Below are 19,949 nucleotides of genomic sequence, written 5' to 3'. Positions count from 1 at the left end.
CGGCGGTGGAGCCGGTGAGAGCTCCCGGTGCCGGCGTACCGAGGAAAGGTTCTCACAGCAGGCGGAGGTCGACGGCGCGCTGCAATGCCTGAGCCCGGGACTCCGCGCCCAGCTTGCGGTAGACCGACCGCAGATGCGACTTCACGGTGTGCGGCGAGACGAACAGGGCAGCGGCGATCTGCCGGTAGGTGTGCGTGGGGAGCAGGTTCAGCACGCGCCGTTCCGCCTTCGTCAGGTGCACGACGGTGACCTCCTCCGGGCGCATCGCGTGCAAGGCGGTGGAGCGCACGGCGAGAGCGGCGGCGACAAGATCTTCCTGGTACGGGTCGCCCTCGAACGGCATGGCCCGCTCGACGAGGAAGCTGGTCACCTGCGGTGCGGTGATCACCACGGTGTTGCGGAATCCGCCACGCCGCGCCGCCACCAGCGCCCCGGCCAGGATGCTCTCGGTCGCCGGATCGCCGCGCTCGACGGCCGCCGCGGCACGCAGCAGGTCACGGACCAGGGCCTGCCGGGGATCGAGGCCGGACAGCCCGTCGAGGAGACCGGCGACCCGGCCGAGGTCGCCGGACGCGAGCGCCACCTTGGCCAGCAGCAGATCGCGGGCCACCGGCGCCAGCTCCCCCGCCAGCCTGGTGGCCGCGTAGGCGTCACCGAGCACCAGGCGGGCGTGCGCCTCGATCTCGGCGGCCCGTGCCAGCATCGACGGGCCGGGACCGGACAGGACGTCGCGGGCGGTGTCCACACCGGCCAGCGCCTCGTGGACCAGGCCTTCGCTCAGCAGGATCGCCGCGCGGTCCAGCCCTGCCTCGTACTCCAGCACCGGCGAGTGCCCGGCGCTGATCGACAGCACCCGCTGCGTCAGCTCCTGCGCCCGCACCAGGTCACGCCGTTCCAGGGCGAGACCGGCCTGGGCCCGCAGGTGGTCGACGGCGAAGACGTGCTCGGCGATACCCAGCCGGCGCGCTTCGAGCTCGGCGCTGTCCGCGGCCGCCGCCGCCTCGATCAGGCGCCCCTCGCCGAGCCGGGCCAGCGCCAGGAGACCGGGCACCATCACGGCCCGGGCCGGTTCGGCGAGTCCGGGCTGCGACATCGCCACCGCGGCCTCCCGGTCCACCGACTCGTGGTCGCGCAGGCAGGCCAAGATCCGCAGCAGGGTCAGCGAGAGCGCACCGGACCAGTCGCCGGCCGCCGGGACGCCGTGGCTCAGCTCCCGCAGGGCCGTCACCCGGGCACGGGCCTCCTCGGCGTGACCGGTCAGCATCTGGTGGATCGAGCGGGCCAGCCCCAGCCGCAGGTCCAGGACCATGTCGCCGGGGCCGCCGGACGCGGCCTGGTCGAGGTACGCGCCTCCCCGGACCACGTCACCGGAGAGCAGCAGGTCGAGGGCGAGGGCCACGCCACGGTCCGGCGCCTTGTCGAGCAGCGAGGTGTCGATCAATCCGGGCTCGAGGGGGCCGGCGAGGGCGGGGTCGCGGACGAAATCGCTCACGACCCGGTCGTGCAGCAGCGTGAGAGCGTGCTCGGCGTCGCGGGCCGCCAGGAAATGGCGGGCCGCGCGCCGGGCGTCACCGGACGCCTCGAACCACTGCGCCGCCCGCAACTGGAGCAGGCGCTCCTTGGCGCGGTCGCGGCGCCGCAGCTCGGCGTGCAGCACGTCGCGGACCAGACGGTGGTAGCGGAACCGGGTCCCCTCGTCGTCGAGCGGCACCAGGAACAGATGCGCCTTGCCGATGTCCCGCAGCATCGCCCCGGCGTCGTGCCGGACGGTGACGGCAGCGCAGTCCTCCTCCGTCAGCTCGCCCAGCACCGACGTCTCCAGCATGAAGCGGGCCAGGTCCGGGTGCTGTTCGTCGAGGACCTCCGCGAGGAAGTATTCGGCGATCTCCTGACCCCGCACGTCCAGCGCCCGGGCCACCTCCCGGGCGGACACGCACCGGCGCAGGGCCGGCGCGGTCATCTGCAGCGCGGCGGCCCAGCCCTCGGAACGCTGATGCAGCAGGGCGAGATCGGCCAGTGGCAGGTCCACGCCGAACCGCGCCAGCAGCGCACCGCACTCCCGGAACGTGAAGCTCAGGTCCCGGTCACGCAGCTCGCACAGGTCACCGGCGAGCCGGAGCCGGGTCAGCCGCACCTGCGGGTCGCCACGGCTCGACAGCACCAGCCGGGCCGTCTCGTGCGGCCAGAGCGCGACCAGGTCGGCCATGTCCCGGGCGACGGCGGGCTCCGCCTCGTGGAAGTCGTCGACGATCACCGCGAAGCCGGCCGGCAACCACCGGGCGTCGTTCGCGATCGAGGCCACGATGTCGGCGAACACCCCCCGGCCGGCTCCGAGCAGGTCCGTCGCGGTGGCGCCGAACGCCGGCACGACGGCCTGGATGGACTGCACGAACCCGGTCCAGAAACGCACCGGGTCGGTGTCCGCCTCGTCGCAGTACAACCATGAGGTCAGGCTCGCGCTCCTGCTCCGCGCCCAGCTGGACAGCAGAACGCTCTTGCCGGCGCCGGCCGACCCGATCACGACCGTCAGGCGAGCCTCCGCGCCGGCCGCCAGCCGGTCGACCAGCCGAGCCCGCTCCACCAGTGTGGACGGCAGAGCCGCGGGCCGGAACTTCGCCATCGCGAACTGCGCATCCTGCTTCACCACAATATCCACGTCGATTCCCCCCGACCGTGTTGTGGAACGTCGTCCAGCCTCCGGCCCGGGAGCGCCCGGCACATCACTACGTTTTAGCTAAATGCGCTGCGGGCTCCGCGGGTACGGTCCTGGGCATGACGCTTCTTCCGGATCTCCAGGAGTGGATCGATCAGGCCGCACGGCGCCACCACGTGCCGGGCGCCGCCGTGGCCGCCGGAATGGGAGATCAGCTCGCCGAGGCCGCCACCGGAGTGATCAACCTGGACACCGGGGTCACGGCGACCACCAGCAGCGTGTTCCAGATCGGCTCGGTCACGAAGGCCTGGACGGCCGCCCTGGCGATGCAGCTGGCCGACCTCGACGAGCCGGTCCGGGCCTCGCTTCCCGAGTTCGGGGTGCTGGACGCCGAGGCCTCGCGGCGCATCACCGTGCGGCAGCTGCTGTCGCACACCGGCGGGTTCGACGGGGACCTGTTCGAGGACACCGGGCGCGGCGACGACGCGGTGGACCGGCTGGTCGCGTTCATGCGCGGCAACGCCCGCCAAGTCAGCGAGCCGGGTGAGCTGTTCTCGTACTGCAACGCCGGCTTCTGCGCGCTCGGCGCCCTGATCGCCCGGCTGCACGGCGCCACCTGGGAAACTGCCCTGCGCGAGCTGCTGATCGAGCCGCTCGGGGTGCGGCACATGGCGCTGTCCGCCGAGGAGGCGATCATGTTCCGGGCCGCCGTGGGGCATCTCGGCGAGCCGGCCCGCGTGTCGCCGTGGAGTCTGCTGCCGCGGTCGAACGCGCCGGCCGGGTCGACACCGAGCGCCGCGCCCCGCGAACTGGTGCGGTTCGGACGGATGCTCCTGGCCGACGGCGTAGCGGACGACGATACGCGGGTGCTGCGGGCGGGGACGTTCGCCGAGATGTGCCGCCCGCAGGTCGCCCTGCCCCGGCTGGGGCGGCGGTACCCGGTGGCCTGGGGTCTCGGCCTGGCCCTCTTCGACTGGGACGGCCTGCGCGTGGTCGGCCACGACGGCGGCACCCCCGGTCAGACCACGACGTGGCGCATCGTGCCGGACCGCGACCTGGTCCTCGCCGTCAACGCCAACGGCGGCCACGCCTCCGCCTTCATCGACGAGGTCCTGGCGAAGATCCTCTCGTCGGCGGCCGGCATCCACCTGCCGGCACGCCGCCTGCCGCCGGCCGCGCCGGCGCCGTTCCGCCCGTTCGCCGCCGTCTACGCCGCGCCGCAGGCCGTCTACGAGGTGAGGACCGTCGCCGGCGGCCTGGAGATCACCGACACCCCGCAGGGCCCCGCGGCCGCGTACGGCGACGGCGGCCGGACGGTCCGCTACGTCCACGCCGGCGACGACCGTTTCGTCGCCGCCGAGCCGGAGGCCGGCCTGCACCCGGTGATCGCCTTCCTCGACGACCGGAGCTACCTCTACAACCTGCGCGCCATCCCCCGTTATCGGGAGCCGAGCTCATCCGCGTACGCGGTGACCGCCCGCCGATAGAGCGGCAACGTCTTCGCCAGTGCCTTCAGTGCGACCCGCAGCGCCTCGCCGGGCCGGCCGGCGTCGTGCAACGCCAGCGCCAGGAACGCCTGCGCCGCGTCACCGACGACGGCGTCCGGCTCCTGCGGTGACAGCAGGGCGACGGCCTCCCCGGGTTCGCCGACATTGCGCAGGGAACTGCCGAGCTGGACGATCGCCTGCTGCCGGCGGGGTGCGGCGAGCCCCGCGTCCAGTGCCCGGCGGTAGAGCGGCACCGCCTCCGCCTCCCGGCCGAGGAAGTCGTGCACCGAGGCCCACTCGTACAGCGCGTCGGGGTCGTCCTCGCCGCGCTCCTCCACCAGCACCCGCATGGCCCGCAGCGTCGTCTCCGGCGCGGCGTCGTCCGCGGTCGCCCAGAACTCGTCGATCCGCTGCTCCCACGATGCTGCCATGCGGCCAGATTACGGGAGGGTGCCGCGACCACCGGCGGCCGCTGTTCTGTGATCGCGCGTTCACTATGGGTTAGGGCACTATGGAATCATGGAGCCCACCATCGGGATCATCACCGCTCTGCCGATCGAGTGTTTCGCGGTGATGGCCGTTCTGGATCAGGTGGAGACCGCGCGGTCGCCGGAGGCGGGCGACGGCGCGTCGTATTGGACCGGCACGGTGCCGAGCGCGGCGCCGGGCCGGCCGCACCGGGTCGTGCTCTCCCTGCTGCCCGAGGACGGCGGGGTGGCCGCCGCCCACGGGTGTGCCAATCTGCACCGCAGCTGGCGGGTCGGTCAGGTGCTGATGTGCGGGATCGCCTGCGGGGTGCCCCGGCTGGATGTGCCGGCGTGGCACGTCCGGCTCGGTGACATCCTGGTAGCCGAGGAAGGGATCGTGCCGTACGGCCACGTCCGGGCGACACCCGGAGGGGTGGAGGAGTTGCGGCGGCCGGGACCCAAGCCGTCTGTCGACCTCAAGAACGCGGCGCGCCGGTTGCGGGTGGCCGCCGAGTCCGGCGTCCGCGCATGGGAGCCGATCCTGCTCTCGCGGGCCGGCCGATCCGGTGAGGACTATGCGCGGCCACCGGCTTCGACGGACGTGCTGCTCGACGACGACGGCGAGGTTCTGCGCCACCCTCCCCACCATCGGACCGGACACGTGCACGGACAGCCCAAGGTGCACTACGGGCGGATCGGCAGCGGCGGGCGCCTGATCAACAGTGCCGCCGAGCGAGACCGGCTGGCGCGGGCGCATCGTCTGATCGGGTTCGACATGGAGGGCGACGGCGTCGCGGACGCGGCCTACCTGCAGCAGGTGCCGTGGTTCATGGTGCGCGGGGTGTCCGATTACGGCAGCGGCAAGAACGACACCTGGCATCGGTACGCGTCGCTGGCCGCGGCCGCATACACCCGTGCGCTGCTGGCCCAGCTCGACCCCCGGCCGGAACCGGCCGGCACCGAGGCGGCCCCACGGCAGCGTGCGGCCGCGGCTCCGGCGCCCGGTGGAGCCGAGGCCGGTCATCGGGCGGTCGTCGAGGCGGTCTGGCAGGTGCGGACCATGCGTCATCAGACCGGCCGCGACGATGTGGTGACGGCATTGACCGAGCTGACCGGCGTGCGGATCGTTCGGGCACGTGACGGATACCGGGACATCGACGGCATGGTCCGGCAACTCGGCGGCATCGCAGGTGGCCTGGATGCACTCGTTCAGGTGTTGTGGAATCTCGAACGCGATTCGGTCCCGCTGCTCCACCTGGCGAGACTCATCGGCCAGCCACTCAGGGGTGATGATGACCCTGTCCGGTAGTGCGACGAGAGGGCCGGGCGGGTAGGGCTAAACTGCCGCTCTGCCCACCGCGACTGTGCACTGTGGATCATGAAATTCCACCGGGGGCGATCGTTTGACAGCGATGTCTCCGGACACGTCAGGGAGGAGCGGTGGCAGCCAACGTGACATCTCAGCGGCCCGCCTTCCCGTTCCGGGTCAGGCAACAGCTCTGCGACGCGATCCTGGACCTCTCGCCCATGCGATCACAGGATCGCCGGGATCATGTGTTCGATCAGTTGGCGGCGGATTTCCCGGGACTGCGATCAACGCGGCGCGGGGAGGATCCGGCGATGGATCTCATGCAACTCGTGTCCGCAGCGTGCGAATACCCTGGCGCATTAAGAGCAATTCTGGACATTCTTACGTTCCTGTTCAAAGGAGATCCGAGACTTCCGCGGATCAAAGGCGTCATCGACATGCTGGATCCGGAGAGACTGCTCGAGGAGCCGGAAAGACGCCACCTGCTGGAACTGCTTTCACCGGCGGAGCCGGCGACACTGGCTCGGGCCTTTCACTACGGCACCGGCACGACGGTCAACGAGGCGGCGCTCGATCCTGGCGACATCGTCGCACTGGTCGGACACCTCGAAGGACTTCCGGGCCGACGTGATCGCCTGCCCGCTCTCTTCGATTTCATCGATCATGTCGCCCATCGACTTCCGCGATCTTCACGCGTGCCGTTGCACGAGTGGATGGATGACGTAAGCATCCGTATCGGGTACAAGGACCGCAGCGCGGTCGACAGGTTGTGTCACGCCACGGATAATCGCCTTGCGTCGAGTGGACGTTTTTATCTTGTGGCCGAGTTGCGACCGGATCAGCTGAGGGAGGATCGATTCTTCTTAGCGGCTTGGCGGCAGCACGAGGATGAGGCGGAAGAGCCGCTCTATCAGTCCGACCAATCCGTCCGGTGGGACGAGGCGATTACGATCACCCACGACCTGATGCATCGCATGGCCGCAGATACGCAGGGCACCGCGGAGGAACAGGTGCTCGAACTGATCGTGCCCCGGAGCCTGGTGACGCATCCTATCGACCAATGGCAGGTTGACCTCCTTCTCCCGGCGGCCATCGGCACCAATTACCCCCTCGTGCTGCGCAGCTTCGACAGGCTCGCCGATCGGGCACTGCACGGCCCCTGGGCCCGCAACTGGCGCTGGATCAAGGAAAACGATCGGTCCGCCGGCGTCGGGGCTCTCCTGGAGATCGAGTCCCACGATCTCCAGGAGGCGCACCGCTCCCGGGCCGCACTGCTGAGAGACGGCCCGCCGGCGATCCTGTTCATGCTGGCCGCGTTGCCCGCAGGCGACACGCTCGGCACCGACCTGTACACGGCGGGGATCCGCGGCGGAGCCCCCGTGATGGTGTGGAGCAGAAATGACGACGTCGCGGAAGACCTGGCCACAAGAGTCCGGGCGGCCTGCATCGAAGGACTGCTCACCCTCCGGGACCACATCTTCCAGCTGAGGCTCACCGCGCTGGAGGACAAGGATTCGGCACCCGCCGGCTTCCATGCCTCGATAGTCTTCGATGACTTCGATCGGATTCCGGAGAGGTTCCGCGGCCGTTCACGGCTGCATTCCCCCAGCACCGTGGAGGCGCAATGACCGCACCGGCCGGGTGGCACATCTATCGCGGGACGATGGCTCCGCACGACGGCATCGAGCGGCTGGCGAGCCCGCCTCCGTGGCGCCGGTTCTCCGGGCCGGTGCTGCCGCAGGCACCGCTGGTGGAGTCGCCGAACGGCACCGACCCCGGTGCACGCTATCTACCCGAGCGCGAAGCAGTGGAACTGACGAACGTCGCGCTCATGATGCGCCGCCCGCTGCTGGTGACGGGGAAACCCGGCACGGGCAAGTCGACGCTTGCCCACAGCATCGCGTACGAACTGAAGCTGGGCCCGGTGCTGCACTGGCCGATCACCACACGTTCGCGGCTCGCCGAAGCGCTGTATCAATACGATCCGATCGCGCGACTGCAGCAGGCGAACCTGGCTCGTCTCGATGAGAGCGCCGTTCCCTCGGTGGGTGAGTTCATCCGGCTGGGTCCACTCGGCACGGCGCTGCTGGGCCGGGAGCGGCCACGGGTTCTGCTCGTCGACGAGCTCGACAAGAGCGATATCGACCTGCCCAACGACATGCTCAACGTGCTGGAGACCGGAACGTTCGAGATTCCCGAGCTGATCCGGGAAGCGGACACCGGAGACGTCCGGGTGCAGACAGCGGATCCCGGCGGGTGGGCGACGGTACGGCACGGACAAGTGCGGTGCGCCGCCTTCCCGATGATTGTGATCACCAGCAACGGTGAACGGGAGTTTCCTCCGGCGTTCCTCCGGCGTTGTGTCCGCGTGCATATACAGCAGCCGAGTTCGGAGAAACTGAGCCAGATCATCACGGGCCAGTTGGGCGAGTCGGCGCTCGGCGCTGCGGGCGATGTGGTGAGCGATTTCGTCGCGCTGCGCGAAACGATGGATCTGTCGACGGACCAATTGCTGAACGCCGTCTATTTCGCCACGTCCGGTCTCGAGATCGACGGGGAGACCCGGATGAAGACGGTGCGCCGCATCTTCCGGGACCTCGGCCCTGGCGCGGAGGTGTGATGGACCGCTCTCGACTGGCCGCACTGATCGAGGCGTCGCGACAGGCGCACCTCGATCTGTCGGCCGATGAGTGGCGGGAAATCCTGTTCCTTGCTGCCGTTCTCCAGGCCACCGGCGCCGAGCAGGGCGCTCCGGAGCAGCGGGAGGCAGCCACCGACATGACGGATCCGCTGTCGCCGCCGCAGGACTCGGAGCCGCTGCAGGCGCCGGCGCCGGGCGCGACGTGGCAGAACAGTCCGGCCGGAGGGCCACCTCTCACCGCGCCCGATGTCCCTGTGGTGCCGTACTCCTCGTCGGTGGACGGCTCACCACACGGTGTGCCCATGCGGGCTCCGGCCGTGCAGCCACTGGCCCGTAGCGCGTTCGCCAGGGCGATGCGGCCCGTGAAACAGCGGGTTCCGGATACGACGACGGTCGAGGTCGACATCCCGGCGACCGTACGGCAGGCCGCTGAGGGAGGCGCCTGGCTGCCCGTGCTCAAACCCGCTGTCGATCGCTGGCTCGACATCGCTCTGGTGGTGGACGACGCGGCGTCGGGCCCGGCGTGGGTGCAGGAGATCCGCAGTTTCACGCAGGCGATCGAGGAGTCCGGGGCCTTCGGCGATGTCCGGGTCTGGCGATTCGACAGCGAGGCCCCGCAGAGCCGGCCGCTGACCGTCAGCGCCGGAACCATCGCCGCGCACGTGGGCCGGCCGGCGGGCGAGCTCATCGACCCGTCCGGCCGCCGGGCCATTCTCGTGCTCAGTGACTGTGTCGGCCCGGGCTGGGCCGACGGCCGCGTCGGCGCGATGATCTCGACTTGGACGCCGACGAATACGGTCGGCATCGTTCACCTGCTCCCGCAGCGGCTCTGGGGTCGCTGTGCGGCCCGGTTCCTCGCCGTCGATTGGAAGAACGGTCCGGCGTACGTGGCACGGCAGACCCGGCGGTGGCGGTCCGGCAACCGTGACCCGCTGCTGGGCGAGCCGGAGGAGGTGGCTGAGCCCCGGACGCTCGTACCGGTGCTGGATCTGTCACCCAGCGCCCTGCGGGGATGGGCCACCTTGATCTCCGGAGGCGGTGACGAGTGGTCGAAGGGCGTGGCGTTCGATCCCGCCGTGAGCGGTGCCTACGAGCCCGACGAGGAAGACTCACCGCTGGACGCCACCGTGGATGAGGATGTGGCGCGGTGGCGGGTGAAACGCTTCCGCGCCGTCGCGTCCCCGGATTCGTTCCGGCTGGCGACGTCGCTGTCCGCCGTACCGCTTCTGCTTCCGGTGGTTCGCCTGGTCCAGCGGAGCCTGCTCACCTCCGCTCAGCCGACGTACTGGGCCGAAATCCTGCTGAGCGGTCTCGTGGTGCGGCGCCCTAAGCGTGATCACTCTGATGAGCTGGAATTCGACTTTCAGCCGGGGATCCGCGACGAGTTGCTCACCGGCCTCACCTCCCGGGATCGGCTCGCCCTGCTCGCGGAGGTGTCCGAGTTCATCAGTGCCCAGCTTGGCGGTTCCTTCGACTTCCTGGCGCTGATGATGCTGGACTCGACTCCAGAGAAGCTCTCCGAGGTCGATCAGCCATTCGCTCGCGTGGCGATGCAGGTGCTGAAGTCACTGGGAGGGGCCTATACCGACAAAGCAGCAGCAATCGAGCGATCGCTGCCTAATAGTGATCGGGAAGACGGCGCTGACGCGCCCACCACCCGAAATGATCCCCTAGTAAGGGACGGAGTCCCCCACGTGACAGCGACCGACATGACTGATTACCCGTCGTTGACCGACTTCCGGGTCAGTCCTGCCGACCAGGTCTGGGACGTTCCGCAGAGAACGCAGAACTTCACCGGGCGGCGGCAACTGCTCGACCAATTGCGTCAGGACTTGATAGAAAATCCGAACCGGGCTGCCGTGCTCGTGCCACGGACCCTGTACGGCCTCGGTGGCGTCGGCAAAACCGCCTTGGCCAACGAATACGCGCACCGCTATCGCAACGACTACGAGGTCGTCTGGTGGATTCCGGCGGAGGACCCCGCAGATGTGCGTCGTTCGCTGGTGGAACTCTCCCGGCGCCTGCGCCTGCCGGAGAGCACCGACCAGTCCGAGACCATTCGGACGCTGCTGAACGAATTGCACGAGGGTCGCCCCAAGTCGCGCTGGCTGCTGATTTACGACAATGCCACTCAGCCGGACAAGATCCTCGACCTGCTGCCGGTACCGAAACGGCACGGCCATGTGCTGATCACCTCCCGGGACGAGTCCTGGGGAGCCCGCGGCGGCCGGCTCCTGGAAGTCGACGTCTTCACGCGCGCGGAAAGCGTGACACTGCTGCGCCGCCGAGCTCAGCGGCTGACCAACGAGGACGCCGACTCGCTCGCCGCACTGCTGCAGGATCTGCCACTAGCACTGCACCAGGCGGCTGCCTGGCACGCGGAGACCGGGCTGGGCGCCGACGAGTACCGGCGGCGGTACGACGAGAAACTGGCGCTGCTGGGCGAAGTGGAGTTGCCACCCGAATACCCCCGTCCCGTAGGCGCGGCATTCGGTGTTTCCTACGATCAGTTGTACGCGCGTTCAATCGCGGCGGCACAACTACTGCAGCTCTGCTCCCATTTCGGCCCGGAACCCATCTTCGTCGAAATGCTCTATAACGCCCGCAATGTTCCGGGCCTTCCGGCCGCATTGCATCGGCAAATCGCCGACCGTTCGACAATCGGCCGGGAATTGCGAGAGATCGCACGCTACGAGTTGATTAAATTCGACCAGGCGCGAGGCCGTTTCCAGCTGCATCGCCTCGTGCAGAGCGTATTGCGCCGGACACTGCATGACGATCAGCGGCAAACCACGTCCCAGCACGCCCACAGCATTCTTGCGCTGGCCAACCCGGGCAACCCCGACGAACTGAGCAACATCGAGCGATCCCGGCACGGTCAGTTGTCACCGCACATCCAGCCGTCCGGCATCGTCGGATCGACCGACCTCGAAGCCCGTCGGGTCGTCCTCGACCAGATTCGCTATCGCTATGTCGTGGGTGACTTCGCAGGCAGCCGCGACCTCGCCGAGTCCACGGTGCAACGCTGGCTCGCCCAGTGGGGTGAACGCGACGAACTGGTGCTGCTGGCCCGGCGCCATCTCGCCACCACCCTGCGCTCGCTCGGCGAGCGGAGCTCGGCACTGGAGATCGACGAGGAGGTCATGCGGCTGATCAGGGAGACGATCGGTGACGAGAGCGACCACTACTTCGTCACGGCGAACGGGTACGCCGCCGACCTGCGGGCCCTGGGACGGTTCCAGGAAGCACACGACTTCGACAAGGACCTGCTGGCACTGATCCGGCGGGTGCTGCGCGAGGACGATCCCGCGACGCTGCGTACCGCCAACAACTTCGCCGTCGACCTTCGTCTGCTGGGCGAGTTCGGCAAGGCCCGCGAGCTGGACATCGAGACCGTGCGTCTCTGGACCGAAGGCTACGGCAGTGACTTCCCGGAGACCCTGTTCGCGGTCAGCAACCTGGTCCGCGATTACTACGGTCTCGGACTCTACGGCGCCGGGCTGACCATGCAGCAGGAGGTCATCACCGAGCACGAGGTGGCTGTCGGCTCCTCGCACATGAGCGTCCTGATGGCCCGCCGCACGATCGCGATGCTCCTGCGCAAACTCGGCCGCTACACCGAGGCCCGGGAACAGGCCGACACCAACTACACGGCGTACGCGGCGCAGTTCCCGGAGCATCACGAGCACACTCTCGCGGCGGCCATGAGCCTCGGTAACGCCCTGCGCGATGAGAGCAGCCGCGACCCGGTCGTTCTCAACCGGGCCCGGGATCTGGTCAGCAACGCACTGCGCATCTATCAGCGCGACTTCGCCGGGCACCCGTTCGTCGAGGTGTGCCGGACTAACCTGGCCATCATCCTGCGCCGGCTCGGCGAGGTCGCCGAAGCACGGGCACTCAACATCACGGCCCGTGACGCCCTCAAGGATTCGCTGGGGCTGACACATCCGTACACGATCTGTGCCACCACGAACCTTGCTAGTGACTACGCTGCCATGGGTGACTACGAGGAGGCGCTGAAGTTCTCGGCGGAGACGACGGAGATCTCCCGGCAGGAGACCAACCGGGGGCCGAACCACCCGTACACGCTGGCATGCATCTTGAACCACGCCCTCGACCTGCAGGGCGCGGGCCGGGGACAGCATGAGGCGGAAAGCCTGCGGCGCAGCGCGGTCGACGGGTTCCTGCGAACCCTCGGCCCCGACCACCCGGACACCCAGGCCGCCCGGAATGGCCGCCGGATCGACGCCGACATCGAGCCGCCGCCCACCTGATCCGTCAGCCGCCTGATCCGTCGGCCAGCCATTCGGCGAGCGTCAGCGGATCAGGCGGCGGGGCCGGCGTCGCCGCGAGTCGCTTATACACCGCACGGACGAACTCCGGACGGTGTGACCACACGTGCGCGGCGGCGCCGCCGCGTCTGCTGCCCGCCATCGCCAGACCGGTCCAGGCATTGAGGTCGTCGCCGTCGGAGCGGATCGCAACGAGGTACGCCTCGGCCGCCGCCTGATAGTCGTGGTCGGCAAGATAGGCGTCAGCGTCACCGGTCGGTGTGCCCACCCGGCCGTGGCGCGCGAGATGCCCGAGACGACTAGCGCGCTCGTTCGGGACGAACGTGTCCACCGTGTCGGCGGTCCGCGCCGTGCCGCCCAGCCCGCGCGGTACGCCGCCCTCAAGCCATGCCCGGGCCGCGTCGCCGACCGCGTCCGCGTGCGGCAACAGCACTCGCAGCCTCCAGGACAGCCGATGATCGTCGCAGGCCAGTCCGGCCAGGTGCCCGGCAGTGCGCATCGGCGCTTGCGTGCCCAGCGCCTCCAGCCGCTGCCGGAGTTGCGCGACGACGTGGCGTCCGTCCGCGGTCAGCGAAGCGACGCCGTCCAGCGTGTCCAGCGCCTGACGCACTTGGATCGCGGCTCGGGCAGCCTCGTAGGCGGCCTGGGGCTCGGCACCGGGCACGGCACATTCGACGCTCCAGTACTCGGCGACCGCCGCGAAGGCGTAGCAGCCGTGCAACAGGCCCCGTAACGGCCGCGGATCAGCACGCCACGGTGAGTAGTAGACGCGTCGATCCGCCGGGTCGTACAGATCCACGAGGTCGAGCATCGCGTTGAAGATCGAGTGCTGGGACTCGTGGATGAGCGTGACCGCGAAACTCGACGCGTCGGCGGGGAGAGTCAGCGACACGGCGCCGTACGCCTGCCACGCGGACACGCTGCGGCCCTGCCCCGGCAACAGCACCGCCAGCGGGGTGACCGCCCGCACCAGGGCCGCGACCTGTTCCGCGCGTTGCGGGTGCCGATCGCTCAGCAGCGCGTCCGCGCCCGCGAACCGGTCACGCCAGCGAGAGAATTCGGTCGGCACCGGCCTGGGCCCCACCGTCAGGCCGGAGGCTTCGCGGTACGGATCCACGTCGTCGAAGAGCGGCCTTGCCCGGCCGGCCTCGGTGGTCAGCGGGCGGACCGGGATCCAGCCGGGCCGGTCGTGACGCGGCGCCGCGAGATCGACGCTGACCTCCCCTGCCGTGATGCGGTACGCGCTGGTGGTCAGGCTCACGACGCCGGCCGCCGGTACGGCGGTGACGGTTCCGAGGGCCGGCAGGTGCATCGGGCCGGACACCGGCACCCGGTCCAGCGTCGCCTCCCGGCCGGCATGAGCCGCGGCCGTCACCGCCACGCGGGCAAGGAAACCGGCCACCGTGGCGGTGTCACCGTCCGCGCGCAGGGAGCGCAGGCAGCCGGCCAGCCCGGCCCCGACGTATGGGTAGAGCAGCGCCGTCTCGAACGCCGGCCGATGATGCCGGCGCACTTCTTCCAGCAGACGAAGCGCTTCACCGGCGACGGTCCGGCCGGGCGAGCCCGCCAACTGCTCGACGACCATGCGTAGCAGCAGCAGATGCTTGCTCAGCTGGGCCGCGTCCAGCGCCGCCAGGCCGGTGCGGTCGGCCGCGCCGGCGCAGAGCGCGTCGTACGCGGCCCTGGGTATCCGATGCTTGGCTATCACCGAGCCGTCCCTCGTAACGCCGTCACGTCCTGCTGGACGCGGGTACGGACATGCCTGATCAAGTACGCGAGATCGCGGCAGTAGACCGACGGATTCGCGAAGCCGCTGCCGTCGCGGTACCGGTGGACGTAATGGCCGCCGCCGCACACCATCACCAGCGGGCACTGCCGGCACTCCGCGCCGAGCGCATCGAAGCCCTGCTGGCGGAAAGTGACGGCCGGGTGTGCCAGCGCATCGTCGAGATCATGAGTGAAGACCGACAGGCCCGTGTCGACCGCCCCCTCGTACGCAGAGCGCAACGAGTCGACTTGCTCGATCGACCCGTCCGTGTTGAAAACGATCATCGCGGGCGGGCTGAGACCGATCTGCTCGCTGCGGCTGTGCCCACCCATCAACAGGGTGATCAGCTCACGGAACAGGCGAACCTCGGGCCGTCCGGCGGGAGAGTCGTGCCAGGCGTCGAACGCGGCCGCGAGCCACTCGCCGTACGGCGAGGCGTCATCAGGCGTGCGGCCGGGCGGCGGGGCCGACCAATTGCCGAGCGGCAGCAGGAAATCGATCGCCGGCGGATCGAACCGGGCCAGCGCCCGATAGACCTCGGCGGGATCGTTGGCGAGATCGACCACCGCGAGCAGCCCGGCGAACAGGTTCCTGTGCCGCTGCCCGGTCAGCACCCGCAGCGCCGCGGAGACCGTCGCGTGGCTGCCCGCGCCGTCGCGGTGACGCCGATGCCGATCATGGCTGGTCTCGTCGCCGTCGAGGCTCACCGCCACCCGGATGCCGGCCCGGCCCAGCTGCGTCAGCGTCGCGTCGTCGAGACGTATGCCGTTCGTCTGCATGCTCACCTGAACATCGGTGCCGCCCGGTACCTGGTCCCGGATCGTGGCGGCGATCTCCGTCAGGCGGGAGGCGCCCGCGAGCAGCGGCTCCCCGCCGTGCAGCAGAACGAGGATCCGATCGAGCTCGTGCGCTCGCACATGATCCCCGATCGCCGTGGCGATCTGCTCGATCACCCGGGGCCGGATGATCGCGGGTTGCCTCCGCCACCGTTGATCAGCGGCGTTGAACATGTAGCAGTAGTCGCAGTCCAGGTCACACCTGCCGACCACCTTCAGGACGAACTCCCGGAACGCAACCGGCCGCCGGCCCGTCAATTCAATCCCTGGGCGAACCCGGCGACAGCGTCGGTATCGATCTCCTCGGCGATTCTGCGTAACGACTCGAGGACAGGTCCCTCGTCGTTGCCGATCAGGTCGTCGATCGCGATGCCGGACACGTCGACCAGGACGGTCTCCTTGTCGGCGGGGGATTCAGTCATCCAGAAGCTCCCGTTCGCAGGCGCACCCAGTCCCCGGTTCACTGAGTAACTTCTATTGAACGTACCGCCTCACCTATCGCGCAAGCAGTACGATTCCGGCTTGCGACGACGGGTGACGTCCTTGTCCAGCTTGGAGCGGACGCAAATACTTGGGGCTCGCACACCGTACGCGGGGAGGCCGGGTTGGCCCATGACGACGTCTCGACCACGAACCTGCTGATCACCGAATATGAGCGCCTCAAGGAGGAGCAGAAGACCCGGATCGGCGTCCGCGACAACCTGATCTACGCCACCCTCGGGTCGATGGCCGCCGTGACCGCGGCGACGCTGGCGTCGAGAAGCCCCGCCAGCCTGCTCCTGCTCCCACCGGTCTGCGTCGTCCTCGGATGGACCTATCTCGTCAACGATGAGAAGGTCTCCGCGATCGGCCGCTACATCCGCGACGACCTCGGTCCGCGGCTGGACCCCACCGGCAAGGCGTTCGGATGGGAGACGGCGCACCGCTCCGATCGCCGCCGCCGCTCCCGCAAACTGTTCCAGTTGCTCGTCGACCTGGCGACGTTCTGGCTGCCGGCCGTGGTCGCGGTCATCCTGTACTGGAGCGGCGGAGCGTTGCGAGCACCACTGGTCGCCGTCTCCGTCGTGGAGCTGGTCGTCGTCACCGGATTGGCGGTGGAAGTGATCCGGTATGCCGATCTCGGTACAGGCACGTCATCGCCGCCCTCGGCCTCGGGATGATTCACCGAACGGGCTCAGGACGGGGAGGCGCAGGTGCCTGGCGGTAGTTCCGGCTCGCCGAGCTGGGCGAGGGACTGGTTGACCTCGGTCTGGGTGGCGAGTTGCCGGTACCGGTCGCCGATCACCACGTCGATCACGTCGGTGGTGCGGGAGGGGAGGAAGCGGGGTTCGGCCTGGCCGAGGAAGAAGGCCCTGATCCACTGGGCGGCGCCGACCGACTTCGGTCCGAATTCGATCACGGCTACCTCGTCGGAGGCGGTCTTGCTCTTCGCCGGCTTGCGCATGACGAAACCGCGATTCTCGAAGTCCTCGCTGACCCGTTCGGCGAGGCCGGCGGTGCGGGTGCCGTTGAGGACCCGCAGCGTCACCTGCCCCGCGCCGTCGGGGAGCGCCAGGTTCACCCTGGCTGCGCAACTCTCACCGGCCACCGCGACACTCTGCGTGTCGTGAACCACCGCGACCGTCACGGTGGCGGCCGCGACGGCGGCCAGGGCGCTGATGATGCGGTACGCCCGCACCCGCGTGTTCGTCATGTCGATCTTGATGCCCACCGGCCGGGCGTGGTGAACCTGTCGTTATCGAGCCGTGCCGTCGACGTCCGGAAAAGCCCCGCGGCGCAGGGCGAGCGTGGCGTGCGCCTGGGCGAGCTGGGTGGTGGCGGTGAGCATCGCCAGGTCGGCTCCGGGGACGTAGGGCTCCTCCGAGTGGTCGTCCTCGTTGATGTTGGTGTGGTAATCGACCAGGCAGATCTGGTAGAGGCGCTCGGCTTCGTCGAGGAGTTCGGCGGCGCGGGCGGCGTGTTCGTCAGGAGTCACGCCGATCATGATCCCATCCCGCTCGCTCCGTTAGCGCGCTGATCGATGCGGGTATGCGGACGCCATGGGCAGTACCGGCACCGCACGTGACACCGCCTCACAGGAATTCATGGACGACCCCCACTGTGACCCGGACCGGCTGGAACGCACCTACCGGCAGTTCCGTACCGTCAACCGGCTCGTCTCGGGCTGGCAGCGCATCTACCGGCACTGGATCCGGCCGCACCTGGACCCGCATCGGCCGACCACGCTGCTGGACATCGGTTTCGGCGGCGGGGACATCTCCCGCGCCATCACCGGCTGGGCGGCGCGGGACCGGCTGGCGTTGCGGACGACGGCGATCGACCCGGACGAGCGCGCGCTGCGGCACGTGCGCGGCGTGCCTGACGGCGGCGTCGCATTCGAGCAGGCGTCGAGCGCGGACCTGGTGGCCCGGGGCGACCGGTACGACCTGGTGATCTCGAACCATCTGCTGCACCACCTGGACCCGGCGGCACTCGACGCCCTGCTGGCGGACAGCCGGACACTGGCGCGGCGGCTGGTCGTCCACAACGACCTGTCGCGGGGCCGCGCGGGCTACGGCCTCTACGCCGCCGCCACGCTGCCGTTCGCCCGCCGGTCGTTCATCCATCAGGACGGGCTGCTCTCCATCCGCCGCAGCTACCGGCGTTGCGAGCTGCGAGAAGCCGTCCCGCCCGGGTGGCAGGTCCGGTCGATGTTCCCGCAGCGTCTCCTGCTCATCCACGAGGGTGAGGACCGTTGACGCCGCCGCTGATCACCGCCGCCGCCCTCGGCTATCTGGCGAACGGCGCCTTCGGCGCGGCCGTCGCGACGGGCATGATCGACAACTCGCGCATCCGGTGGGTTCATCATGCCCTGTACGTGGTGACGTGCTCGCTGACCACGGCCGCGCTCGTCGCCAGCGCCAAGGAGCATCGAGCGGCCGGCCTCGCGCTTCTGCCGGCGGCCGGAACCCTCACCGTCCTGCCCCGGGCCGGTCGAAGCCGGCATGTGAGGGTCGCCGCCACGGCCGCGCCGGCGTACATCATCGCCCTTGTTCTCGCCTGGAGGAATCGCTGATGGACTTTCTCGACGTGGTGCGCCGTCGCAAGACGACGAACGGCGCGTTCCTGCCCGACCCGGTCTCCGAGGAACATCAGCGGCTCCTGATGGAGGTGGCGGGACGTGCTCCGTCGCAGCTGAACAGCCAGCCGTGGCGGTTCGTGATCGTGGAGGAGCGATCGACCATCGACGCCGTGGCGCGGATCAGCGGCGAGAGCATGACCGAGGCGATGTCCAACGGCACCTTCTTCGAGCGGTACAAGCCGTACTTCCGGTTCAGCAGCCAGGAGATGGAACGCCGCCGCGACGGGATGCTGTTCGACCGGCTGCCCGCGCCGCTGCGCCCGTTCACCAGCCAGGTGTTCACCTCGCGGGGGCAGAAGCTGATGAACGCCATGCGGGTGCCGCAGAGCCTCGGCGAGGAGAACCGCAAACTGGTCGCCGGATCCCCGCTGCTGCTCGGCGTGATGCTCGACCGCGGTGAGTACCGGCCCGGCGAGCTGTCCTCGTTCTATTCGGTGTTCAGCATGGGCGCGGCGATGGAGAACGTCTGGCTCACCACCGTCGAACTCGGCATGGGCATCCAGTTCATCTCCTTCCCGATGGAGGTCCCGGGCCGCTGGGACGAGATCGTCCGGCTGCTGGAGGTGCCCGACGATCTCGAACTGATGGCCGTCTACCGCCTCGGATACCTGCCCGAACAGCAGCGCCGTCCACCCATCGACTGGACCAGCTCGCAGCGCAAACTGCCCTCGCAGTACGTCTTCCGCGGCACCTGCGCCACCCCGCAACAGGGCTGGGACTAGCTCAGGCCGCGCCACTCGTCGGCGAGCAGGGCGTAGCCGAGGCCGTCGAGCCATTCGCCGGACCGGTGCAGGGAGTCGCGGACGGTGTAGAGCTCGCGGCGCATCCCCAGGCGTTCCATCAGACGCCACGACGCCGTGTTCGCGGCGAACGCCGTCGCCGTCACCCGGCGCAGCCCGAGATCCTCGAAGCAGATCCGGAGCACCTCACGGACGGCTTCGGTGGCGTACCCGTGCCCGGCGTGCTCGGGGTGCAGCACCCATCCCAGCTCGGCCTGGACGTCACGGGCCCGTTCGGTGATCTCCGCCTGCGCCCAGGCGTCCTCGATCCTGACCATCAGATCGCCGATGACCACGCCGTCGCGTTCGATCACCAGAGTCCGGGCGAGAGTCTCCGGGGCTTCGTACCAGGTGCGGTGCTCGTCCAGGCCGGCGGGGGCACGGGTGATCCAATGGCTGACGTCCGGCCGGCGGCGGAACTGCCAGGTGGCCTCGGCGTCCTCCTTCGTCGCCGGGCGCAACACCAGCCGCTCGGTGTGCCGCGGCCAGGGCAGCGCGGCCAGTCCGGCGTTCATCGAGTCGGCCTCCCGTGACGACAGCGACAACCTCCGCCACCCTAGGCACGCCGGTGGCCGAGTGCAATCGCTGCGGGCAGT

The 19,949-nt window shown here is 69.5% G+C and carries 17 protein-coding genes; 9 read left to right on the top strand and 8 right to left on the bottom strand.

Features of this window, described 5'->3' with window-relative positions; translation table 11 throughout:
• Positions 1–52 precede the first annotated feature (52 nt).
• Positions 53–2,644: a LuxR C-terminal-related transcriptional regulator gene (locus tag EP757_RS25175; RefSeq protein WP_127549974.1), complete on the bottom strand. Its 2,592-nt coding sequence runs from the start codon at positions 2,642–2,644 to the stop codon at positions 53–55.
• 128 nt (positions 2,645–2,772) lie between these two features.
• Between EP757_RS25175 and EP757_RS25170 the strand changes: the two genes are divergently transcribed.
• Positions 2,773–4,140 carry a serine hydrolase gene (locus tag EP757_RS25170; protein ID WP_127549972.1) on the top strand — a complete coding sequence of 456 codons (1,368 nt, stop codon included), beginning with the start codon at positions 2,773–2,775 and terminating at the stop codon, positions 4,138–4,140.
• Here EP757_RS25170 and EP757_RS25165 read toward each other — a convergent pair.
• Positions 4,092–4,571 carry a tetratricopeptide repeat protein gene (locus EP757_RS25165; RefSeq protein WP_232049994.1) on the bottom strand — a complete coding sequence of 160 codons (480 nt, stop codon included), beginning with the start codon at positions 4,569–4,571 and terminating at the stop codon, positions 4,092–4,094. The genes EP757_RS25170 and EP757_RS25165 overlap by 49 nt on opposite strands.
• Positions 4,572–4,659: 88 nt before the next feature.
• On the opposite strand from EP757_RS25165, the gene EP757_RS25160 reads away from it, so the two are divergent.
• From EP757_RS25160 to fxsT, 4 genes are all read left to right on the top strand, one after another.
• Positions 4,660–5,916, top strand: coding sequence for a hypothetical protein (locus EP757_RS25160; protein WP_127549970.1), 1,257 nt, complete (start codon positions 4,660–4,662; stop codon positions 5,914–5,916).
• Positions 5,917–6,047: 131 nt separating this feature from the next.
• Positions 6,048–7,544 (top strand): hypothetical protein, encoded by a 1,497-nt coding sequence (locus EP757_RS25155; RefSeq protein ID WP_127549968.1) that lies wholly within the window; start codon positions 6,048–6,050, stop codon positions 7,542–7,544.
• Positions 7,541–8,536 (top strand): MoxR family ATPase, encoded by a 996-nt coding sequence (locus tag EP757_RS44030; RefSeq protein ID WP_127549966.1) that lies wholly within the window; start codon positions 7,541–7,543, stop codon positions 8,534–8,536. Before EP757_RS25155 ends, EP757_RS44030 begins: the two co-directional genes overlap by 4 nt.
• Positions 8,536–12,831 (top strand): FxSxx-COOH system tetratricopeptide repeat protein, encoded by a 4,296-nt coding sequence (fxsT, locus tag EP757_RS44645; RefSeq protein WP_127549964.1) that lies wholly within the window; start codon positions 8,536–8,538, stop codon positions 12,829–12,831. The genes EP757_RS44030 and fxsT overlap by 1 nt, the downstream gene beginning before the upstream one ends.
• Before the next feature lie 4 nt (positions 12,832–12,835).
• On the opposite strand, the gene EP757_RS25140 is transcribed toward fxsT, so the two are convergent.
• From EP757_RS25140 to EP757_RS42910, 3 genes are read right to left on the bottom strand one after another with little or no spacing between them, the layout of a single operon-like run.
• Positions 12,836–14,557 (bottom strand): HEXXH motif domain-containing protein, encoded by a 1,722-nt coding sequence (locus EP757_RS25140; protein ID WP_160165881.1) that lies wholly within the window; start codon positions 14,555–14,557, stop codon positions 12,836–12,838.
• Positions 14,554–15,711: an FxsB family cyclophane-forming radical SAM/SPASM peptide maturase gene (locus EP757_RS25135; protein WP_197725374.1), complete on the bottom strand. Its 1,158-nt coding sequence runs from the start codon at positions 15,709–15,711 to the stop codon at positions 14,554–14,556. The genes EP757_RS25140 and EP757_RS25135 overlap by 4 nt, the downstream gene beginning before the upstream one ends.
• Positions 15,708–15,875, bottom strand: a complete 168-nt coding sequence (locus EP757_RS42910) for a hypothetical protein (RefSeq protein ID WP_160165880.1) — start codon at positions 15,873–15,875, stop codon at positions 15,708–15,710. The genes EP757_RS25135 and EP757_RS42910 overlap by 4 nt, the downstream gene beginning before the upstream one ends.
• 183 nt (positions 15,876–16,058) lie before the next feature.
• Between EP757_RS42910 and EP757_RS25130 the strand changes: the two genes are divergently transcribed.
• A complete protein-coding gene (locus EP757_RS25130) occupies positions 16,059–16,613 on the top strand; it encodes a hypothetical protein (RefSeq protein WP_127549958.1) in 555 nt (184 codons plus the stop codon).
• A 14-nt stretch (positions 16,614–16,627) separates the two neighbouring features.
• Here EP757_RS25130 and EP757_RS25125 read toward each other — a convergent pair whose 3' ends face one another.
• Positions 16,628–17,146: a LytR C-terminal domain-containing protein gene (locus tag EP757_RS25125; RefSeq protein ID WP_127549956.1), complete on the bottom strand. Its 519-nt coding sequence runs from the start codon at positions 17,144–17,146 to the stop codon at positions 16,628–16,630.
• A gap of 42 nt (positions 17,147–17,188) precedes the next feature.
• Complete coding sequence (locus EP757_RS25120) at positions 17,189–17,437, bottom strand: hypothetical protein (protein ID WP_127549953.1); 249 nt, start codon at positions 17,435–17,437, stop codon at positions 17,189–17,191.
• Positions 17,438–17,492: 55 nt separating this feature from the next.
• On the opposite strand from EP757_RS25120, the gene EP757_RS25115 reads away from it, so the two are divergent.
• The 3 genes from EP757_RS25115 to EP757_RS25105 are packed head-to-tail and all read left to right on the top strand — an operon-like array spanning position 17,493 to position 19,296.
• On the top strand, positions 17,493–18,191 hold the full coding sequence (locus EP757_RS25115; protein WP_127549951.1) for a class I SAM-dependent methyltransferase: 699 nt from the start codon (positions 17,493–17,495) through the stop codon (positions 18,189–18,191).
• Positions 18,188–18,508 (top strand): hypothetical protein, encoded by a 321-nt coding sequence (locus EP757_RS25110; RefSeq protein ID WP_127549949.1) that lies wholly within the window; start codon positions 18,188–18,190, stop codon positions 18,506–18,508. Before EP757_RS25115 ends, EP757_RS25110 begins: the two co-directional genes overlap by 4 nt.
• The gene (locus EP757_RS25105) at positions 18,508–19,296 is read left to right on the top strand and encodes a nitroreductase family protein (RefSeq protein WP_127549948.1); all 789 of its coding nucleotides are present in this window, start codon (positions 18,508–18,510) and stop codon (positions 19,294–19,296) included. The genes EP757_RS25110 and EP757_RS25105 overlap by 1 nt, the downstream gene beginning before the upstream one ends.
• Here EP757_RS25105 and EP757_RS25100 read toward each other — a convergent pair.
• The gene (locus tag EP757_RS25100) at positions 19,293–19,898 is read right to left on the bottom strand and encodes a GNAT family N-acetyltransferase (protein WP_197725373.1); all 606 of its coding nucleotides are present in this window, start codon (positions 19,896–19,898) and stop codon (positions 19,293–19,295) included. The two genes, EP757_RS25105 and EP757_RS25100, sit on opposite strands and share 4 nt — an antisense overlap.
• Positions 19,899–19,949: the final 51 nt, after the last annotated feature.

The organism is Actinoplanes sp. OR16 (assembly GCF_004001265.1).
Taxonomy (GTDB): domain Bacteria; phylum Actinomycetota; class Actinomycetes; order Mycobacteriales; family Micromonosporaceae; genus Actinoplanes.
The sequence above is the reverse complement of the archived record's forward strand: the minus strand, read 5'-3'. Positions and strand labels throughout refer to the sequence as shown.